Origin of the sequence: Streptomyces sp. NPDC006879 (assembly GCF_042869595.1) — a bacterium.
In the GTDB taxonomy this organism is placed as follows: domain Bacteria; phylum Actinomycetota; class Actinomycetes; order Streptomycetales; family Streptomycetaceae; genus Streptomyces.
This window is the reverse complement of the sequence record NZ_JBIAGC010000080.1, coordinates 1-7,635: the sequence shown is the minus strand read 5'-3', so window position 1 is coordinate 7,635 and position 7,635 is coordinate 1. Positions and strand designations below refer to the sequence as shown.

Below are 7,635 nucleotides of genomic sequence, written 5' to 3'. Positions count from 1 at the left end.
GGCCGGGTAATGCTTCATCCCCACGGGGACTCCGTTCTCCTGGACCATCAAGATCCAAGTGTCTCCGGTGTCCAAAATCCGGGGTCAAGGTCCAAGAACTCGACGTCTCCTTGTCCGTACCATTCCTTGGGCAAGGCTCGTTGCTGTAGTTGTGGCGTCCAGGTCGCAGCACTGCCGAGGTCAGACTCCGGCTGTCGACCTCGGACCCGTAGTAGCCGCAAAACCGAAGAAGGGTCAGCACACCATGCCGGAGAACGCGACTCCCACCACTGTCGCCTCGCAGTACATCGCCCAGGTGGCCGAGGACCTCGCGCGAAACGTCCACGAGCAGGAACGTATCGGCGCGGAAATCAGTTCTCTACAAGACCAGTTGGTCGCCCTGCAGCACGACCACACGGTGCTGGAGAACATGCAGCAGGCGCTCGGTGTCAAGGGCACTACAGCAGAGGCGACGGACCCCGCGGGCGCTTCCGAGAACGCCGCGCTCCCCTCCCCCCGCCAGTCCGCCAACGCACAACAGGGGAAGGCGCGCCGCACCCCCAGGACCGCTGCCACAGCCGCAACGGACAAGAAGGCCAAGACCGTCGCCGAGCCGGACGCCCCCGCCAAGACCTCGCGTCCCACCCTGGTCGAGCTCATCCGCCACCACCTGACATCGCAGAACGAACCGCGATCCGCGGCGGAGATCTCCTTGGCCCTCGACCAGGCCCACCCCGAACGTGGAGTGAAGACCAAGGTCGTGCGCATCACCTTGGAGAGTCTCGTGGCGAGGAATCGGGCCCAGCGCACCAAGCAGGGCAGTTCGGTCTTCTACACCGCCGCAGACCAGTCGGGCCCGTCGGCCGGCGCCTCCCAGGCTGAGAAGTCACCGGAGGGCGCCTGCCGATGACAGCCGTGCACGACGGACGGCTGGCGCCGAGTTCGCTCCCGCGCTGAGGGCGCTCCCGTAGCCCGTGGTGGAATCAGTGCGCGGCGTCAGACGGGTTACCCCCCTATCGCGGAAGCAGCATCCTCATGCCGGGCGCATCCGTGTGGTCTGACGACGCGGTGAGGCGCCGCAGCATTCGTCGTACGCCCGCCGGGGACTACGGGAGCGCCCTTGGCCGCTTCCACGACATGCCCCGTGGCGCTGACGTCAGCGCTGCGGGACAGGAACCGCTCATGGCCCACTGCCGTCGGTTGGCGAGATCCACCGACCGACGAACCGACGGCGGGTAGGCCCCTCAACCCGACCGCCATGACCGTGGCTCACCGCTATTCCCCGCAGGTGCCGCCGTCCCGGTTCCTGGACCGTCAAGGGCGGCTGGTCTCGCTCACGGCAGAGTGCGGGCCGTCGTCCGACACAGGGGTCCGACGACGGCCCGCACCTGGACCTCAGGCTCCGCTGGCGTCCAGCATCTCCTCGCGCTCCACGATCTTCACGCGTTCGCGGCCCTGGAGTTCACCCAGCGCCTTCTCGGCGGCATCGAGCCGGTACCAGCCCTCCCAGGTGGTGTAGCGGACACCCTGGTCGGCGAGGAAGGCTTCCACCGCCTGAGGTTCGGGCGCGGAGGGGGTGCGTAGACGGCCCTCGGCGTGGTCGGCGAGCAGGTTCGCAACCGTCTCGTTGGCGTCACCCTTGGTGTGTCCGATCAGGCCGATCGGACCACGACGGATCCACCCGGTCACGTAGGTCGACGCCAGGTGAGCACCGGCTTCGAGTACTCGGCCGCCCTCGTCCGGGACCGTCCCGGACGCCATGTCCCAAGGGAGCTTGGGGAGTTCGTCCGACAGGTAGCCCACGGCACGGTAGATGGCCCGCACGTCCCAGTCATGGAACTCGCCGGTGCCCTCCACGTTGCCGGTACCGTCCAGGCGCGTGCGCTCGGTGCGCAGGCCGACGACCTTGCCGTCCTCACCGAGCACCTCCACTGGGGACTCGAAGAAGTGCAGGAACAACTTGTGCGGTCGCTCACCCACGTCCCGGATCGCCCAGTTCTCCAGCGTCTTGGCGACCATGTCCGCCTGCTTGTTGGAACGGCGCGTGGTGATCGAACCTTCGTCGTAGTCGATGTCCTCGGGGTCCACGATGACTTCGATGTTGGCAGAGTGGTCGAGTTCGCGTAGTTCCATCGGGCTGAACTTGGCCTGGGCCGGACCGCGACGTCCGAAGACGTGCACCTCAAGGGCCCTGTTGGCCTTGAGTCCCTCGTAGACGTTCGCCGGGATCTCCGTAGGCAGCAGCTCGTCGGCGGTCTTGGCGAGGATGCGGGCTACGTCCAGTGCGACGTTTCCGACTCCGAGGACGGCCACCTTCTCCGCCTCCAGCGGCCAGGTGCGGGGCACGTCCGGGTGACCGTCGTACCAGGAGACGAAGTCCGCGGCTCCGTAGGAGCCATCGAGTTCGATGCCTGGGATGGCAAGGGCGCGGTCGGCGTTGGCGCCGGTGGAGAAGATGACCGCGTCGTAGAAGGAGTGGAGTTCGTCGAGGGTGATGTCGCCGGGGTAGTCGACGTTACCGAAGAGGCGGACCTGAGGCTTGTCCAAGACCTGGTGGAGCGCGGTGATGATGCCCTTGATCCGGGGGTGGTCAGGGGCGACGCCGTATCGGATCAGACCGAAGGGCGCCGGCATCCGCTCGAAGATGTCGATGGACACGCCAGGCTCGCTGGTGGCGGCCTCGGACTTCAGCAGCGCGTCGGCGGCGTAGATCCCGGCGGGACCGGCACCGACGATGGCTACCCGCAGGGGGCGAGGCATGACAGGTTTCCCTTCGAGCGACAAAAGTGCTTGATCTACGAGGAACCCTAAGCTGAGGCAATCCTTACTTGGCACCCACCCCCCGTTTATGACCTCATAAACCCGTCTTATGGGAAGTCAAAGTGTCACTTTGAGTCAGTCGCGCACAGTCCGAATCGACCGGCACCGCCGACACCCTCCCCACCTCCGCACCTCCACGAGTCGAGTCCACACGGTCCACCCCCTCACGGAGCCGGCAACAGGACCCCGTGCGGACCGCTCCACGCGTGAGAACAAGCACATGTTTGTGCGATTTAGTCCGTTTTGATGAACGATAGAGGACGGACTCTTGCCCACCGCCCAGCCGTCCGCGCCCTCGCACGGACCGCCCACGGCGGGTGATCCGGCAGTCCGACCCCAACGGCAGCACAGGGAGAGACATGGGACGTGCACGCAGCATCGCGGGCAACTGGCGGGTCGCCCTGCCCGTGGCGGGCGGGGCCGTCGTACTCGGGCTCGGTGGTCTCTACGTCACCGGCCTCCTGGTGACCGGGGACGACATCGCCCCGGGCACCCGGGTCAGCGGCGTCGACATCGGGGGCCTGAGCCCGGCTGCCGCCCAGCGGACCCTGGAACGCGAGCTCGGCCCCGTCGCCAACGCTCCGGTCGAGCTGAAGATAGCCGAGCAGCTGGTGAGGACCGCGCCGGACGACCTGGGCCTGTCTCTGGACGCCAAGGCGACGGTCGAACGAGCCGGTGGCACAGGTTCGGGGCCGGGCTCCGTGTTCGGCCGTCTCTTCGCCGCGCAGGACAGGGACGTGCAGCCGGTCGTACGGCTGGACACCAACCGCGGGAAGGCCGAACTGGACCGGATCGGCTCCGCCACCCGGCAGCAGGTGCGCGAGGGAGCCATATCCTTCGAGGGCGGCAGGGCCAACCCCGTCACCCCGGTCACCGGTGTCACCCTCGTCAGCGACCAGGCCCTGGAGACCGTACGGGCGGCCTACGCACGCGCCCTGGCCGCGGGGCGTTCCACGGCATCCGGCGCTTCGAGCGGCAAGGCCGCACCGAGGACGCCGGTGGAGCTCCCCGTCCGCCGGACCGCGCCGCTCACCGGTGCTCAGGAAACCGCGCGCGCCATGCGGGAGTTCGCACGGCCGGCGATGTCCGCACCGATCACCCTCGACCTTGCCGGTGAGCGGCTCACCCTCAGCCCGACGGTGATCGGCCGCCATCTCACCATGAAGGCCGACGCCCAGGGGCGGCTGGAACCCGCTCTCGACGCCAAGGGGCTCTACAAGGACCCCGCCGTCGCCAGACCCGTACGGGAAGCCGCCCGAACACCCAAGGACGCCGAGTTCCGGGTCGGCCAGGACGGTCGAGCCGTTGTGGCCAGGGACGCGACGGTGGGCCGCCACATCACGGACAAGGCGCTCGGCAAGGCCGTCCTGCCGCTGTTGACCCGTTCCGGAGCCGCCGCGCGGACCGGCGAAGTCGACACCACGGTGGTCCAGCCGAAGCTGACGAAGGCCTCCGCGGCCAAGCTGGGCATCAACGAGAAGGTCTCCTCCTTCACGGTCGAGTTCCCTGCCGCCCCTTACCGCATCACCAACATCAGCCGCGCAGTGGAACTCATCAACGGTTCGGTGGTGCTCCCGGGCGAGGAGTGGAGCTTCAACCGCACCGTGGGCGAGCGGACGAAGGAGAACGGCTTCGTCGACGGAATCATGATCAACGACGGCCGATACGTGAAGTCTCCCGGAGGGGGCGTCTCCGCGGTCGCCACCACCATGTACAACGCGATGTTCTTCGCCGGGGTCAAGCCCGTCGAGTACGCCGCGCACTCCTTCTACATCGAGCGCTACCCCGAGGGCAGGGAGGCGACGGTCGCCTGGGGCAGCCTCGACCTGCGGTGGCTCAACGACTCGGGCCACGCCATCTACGTCCAGGCGCAGTCGACGGACACGTCGGTGACCATCACGTTCCTGGGGACTAAGAAGTACGACGAGATTCGCGCCACCAAGGGGCCGCGCACCAACATCAAGCAGCCCTCGACACGCACCCTCAGTGGACCCACCTGCGAGGTGCAGAGCCCCTTGGAGGGGTTCGACGTCACGGTCGGGCGCGTGTTCGTCAACGACGGCCGCGAGCTCAAGCGCGAGAACTTCAAGACGCACTACACCCCGCGAGACGAGGTCGTCTGCGCAGAGGAGCCGGAGAGCAACGCCTCGCTGCCGCCGCAGGGCACGGCGGAGAAGGTGCCTACGAACGGCCCGCGGCTGGACTGAGGGGGCCGGCACGCGGTCTCGACACGGGCGGGCGGCCGTACGGCCGCCCGCCAACCGGGTCCGCGCCCTCTGCTCGGGCCACTGTTCGGACGGCTGATCGGGGCCTGATTGCGGAACACCCGCGTGCTGAGCCCGGCTGGGCGCCGGCGATCGCTACGCTCCGCAGGACACAGCGTGTCCCGTTTATCCGAAAAGAGGAGCATTGATGCGTACCGCTGTCTCGTCACGCCAGCGCGTCCTGGCCGTCCTGACCCTCACGGCCACAGCCACCCTCGCCGCACCAGGCATCAACCCCGCCGGAGCCGCTGCCGCACGGCAACTCGGTCAGATCCAGACCTTCGCCGACAAGTGCTTCGACGTGACCGGCGCCAGCAAGGCCAACGACGCCCTCCTCGTCCAGTCGAACTGCACCGGGCGGGACAACCAGAGGTTCCTCCTCCAGCACCTGACGGGCTCGGAGGTGCAGATCCAGACCTTCGCCGACAAGTGCCTGGACGTGAAGGACCGCAGCATCCTCAACGACGGCCGCATCATCCAGTACACCTGCCACGGCATGTACAACCAGCGCTTCCGACTGGAGGAGCTGGCTCACGGACAGTTCCAGCTGCGGACCTTCGCCGACAAGTGCCTTGAGGTCAGGGGCCGGAGTATCGCGAGTGAAGCCCTGATCGTCCAAGGCACCTGCACCGGCACGTTCAACCAGCGCTTCACCCTCGTCTGAGCAACGGGCGCAGCGCGCCCGACCACGACGCGTTCCGCCGGGGCACGGCTGTCCCGTGCTCCGGCGCAGCGTCGGCGGGCGAACCGCCATGGGCCCCCGGGCGGCGACATCCCCATCTCGAAGCCAAGCCGTCTGGGCCGTGCTCGTGTCCACGGGTCACCTATCTCGTTGCCCGGGTATGAACAAGATCTTCAGCGGAACGCTGGCTGTCGCCGCCGCTACTGCGATCGCCTCCCTCGCCGCAGCCAGCCCTGCACTGGCCGAACCCACCCCTGGTGCCCTCGTCGGGCACCAACTCGGGGCGATTGACCTTGCCAGTCAGAACAGCGGCGTGAACAACGGGAACACCGGAGGATCTGTCAGCCACGCGCAGAACGGTCAGAACTCCGCACAGCAGATCGTCACTGACGCTCAGAGCATCGATGTCCTCAAAAACGTGGACCTGCTGAAGAAGCCACTCATCCTGGTCTGAGGCCACGAGCGGTCACCCACTCGTCGAGCGGCTGAGGAAGGGACTGGGGCGGTCGGAGAGGGTGTGTGGTCGCGCATCACGGCCCACAGGACGTTAACGCGTCGGCGGGCGAGGGCGAGGACGGCTTGCTTGTGTCTCCTGCCCTCCTTCCTCATTTCGGTCGTAGTACGCCGTCAAGACAGGCCACCTCCCACCGGGTGGCCACGCACACGGTGCGGGCGCCGGACGCTCGCCTGATCCACATGACTTGTGAGCCCCAGGAGTGGCCGTGGCTGTCCCGATCATCATCGACTGCGACCCCGGCCACGACGACGCACTCGCCATCCTGCTGGCCGCCGGCGACCCCGCCGTGGACCTGCTCGCCATCACCACGGTCGCAGGGAACCAAACGCTGGCGAAGACCACGCTGAACGCAAGGCGGGTCTGCACGCTCGCAGGCATCGACGCAGTACCGATCGCGGCCGGATGTGACCGCCCCCTGCTCCAGCCCCTCGTCGTGGCCGAGGACGTGCACGGGGAATCGGGACTGGACGGGCCGAGATTCCCCGAGCCGACAGTGCACACCGTCACGGAGCATGCGGTGGACCTCATCCACCGCGTCCTCAACGACCACCCAGAGCCGGTCACTTTGGTCCCGACGGCGCCCCTGACCAACATCGCGCTTCTGCTGACGCGCTATCCGCAGGACGCCGCGCGCATCCGCGAGATCGTTCTGATGGGGGGCTCTACGACACGGGGGAACCGGACTCCGGCCGCCGAGTTCAACATCTTCGTCGACCCCGAGGCCGCGGACCTCGTCTTCCGCAGCGGGGTCCCGGTCACGATGTGCGGCCTGAACGTGACCCATCAGGCGCTGGCCACACCCGACGTCCTGGCCAGGCTCGAAGGCCTCGACACCGAACTGGCCCAGGTGTGCGTGCAGATGCTCACCTCCTACGCCTCGGCCTACCGTCGACTGTGGGGATTTTCCCACCCTCCCGTGCACGATCCGGTCGCGGTCGCCCGTGTCATCGACCCTGGGATCGTGCGCTGCACCCGGGCCAACGTCAGCGTGGAACTACGCGGTCAGTACACCCGGGGAGCCACCGTGGTGGACATCCACCGGTACCTGGACCGCCCGTTGAACGCGCAGGTCGCGCTGGAACTGGACACCGAACGGTTCTGGGACAGGTTGGTCGGGGCAGTGCGGGCGCTCGGCAGCGCACGCGGCTGAACCCTCGCAGGCACGGAACCTCCCTGAGCGCCCTCCCACGAGGGCCAGCGCGGCACAACACCGCCCCGGTGGCGATGCACCGGGGACCTCGTACCCCGGTCGGGGGCAGGCCAGTCGGACGGGCCGGCCCCCGACCGCTCTCAACTCCCGACCCGGCACCGCCCCGGTGGGGTGGGGGTTTTAGGTGGGGAGGTTGAGGAGGAGGAGGGGGGTGGTGGTGGGT

6 protein-coding genes and 1 pseudogene are annotated in these 7,635 nt (G+C 67.9%); 5 read left to right on the top strand and 2 right to left on the bottom strand.

What is annotated here, in order from left to right:
- Positions 1–244: 244 nt before the first annotated feature.
- The gene (locus ACFYMC_RS29260) at positions 245–889 is read left to right on the top strand and encodes a hypothetical protein (protein WP_388531036.1); all 645 of its coding nucleotides are present in this window, start codon (positions 245–247) and stop codon (positions 887–889) included.
- A 485-nt stretch (positions 890–1,374) separates the two neighbouring features.
- Here the strand turns inward: ACFYMC_RS29260 and ACFYMC_RS29255 are convergent, their stop codons facing one another.
- On the bottom strand, positions 1,375–2,739 hold the full coding sequence (locus tag ACFYMC_RS29255) for an FAD-dependent oxidoreductase (protein ID WP_388531033.1): 1,365 nt from the start codon (positions 2,737–2,739) through the stop codon (positions 1,375–1,377).
- A gap of 419 nt (positions 2,740–3,158) precedes the next feature.
- Between ACFYMC_RS29255 and ACFYMC_RS29250 the strand changes: the two genes are divergently transcribed.
- From ACFYMC_RS29250 to ACFYMC_RS29240, 3 genes are all read left to right on the top strand, one after another.
- Positions 3,159–5,006 (top strand): VanW family protein, encoded by a 1,848-nt coding sequence (locus ACFYMC_RS29250; RefSeq protein WP_388531030.1) that lies wholly within the window; start codon positions 3,159–3,161, stop codon positions 5,004–5,006.
- Positions 5,007–5,211: 205 nt separating this feature from the next.
- The gene (locus ACFYMC_RS29245) at positions 5,212–5,727 is read left to right on the top strand and encodes an RICIN domain-containing protein (RefSeq protein WP_388531026.1); all 516 of its coding nucleotides are present in this window, start codon (positions 5,212–5,214) and stop codon (positions 5,725–5,727) included.
- Positions 5,728–5,905: 178 nt separating this feature from the next.
- Positions 5,906–6,199, top strand: a complete 294-nt coding sequence (locus ACFYMC_RS29240; protein WP_388531023.1) for a hypothetical protein — start codon at positions 5,906–5,908, stop codon at positions 6,197–6,199.
- 29 nt (positions 6,200–6,228) lie between these two features.
- Here ACFYMC_RS29240 and ACFYMC_RS29235 read toward each other — a convergent pair.
- Positions 6,229–6,351: pseudogene (locus ACFYMC_RS29235) on the bottom strand (IS110 family transposase); the annotation flags it as partial.
- Positions 6,352–6,467: 116 nt separating this feature from the next.
- On the opposite strand from ACFYMC_RS29235, the gene ACFYMC_RS29230 reads away from it, so the two are divergent.
- A complete protein-coding gene (locus ACFYMC_RS29230) occupies positions 6,468–7,412 on the top strand; it encodes a nucleoside hydrolase (RefSeq protein WP_388531020.1) in 945 nt (314 codons plus the stop codon).
- The last annotated feature ends 223 nt before the right edge of the window (positions 7,413–7,635 follow it).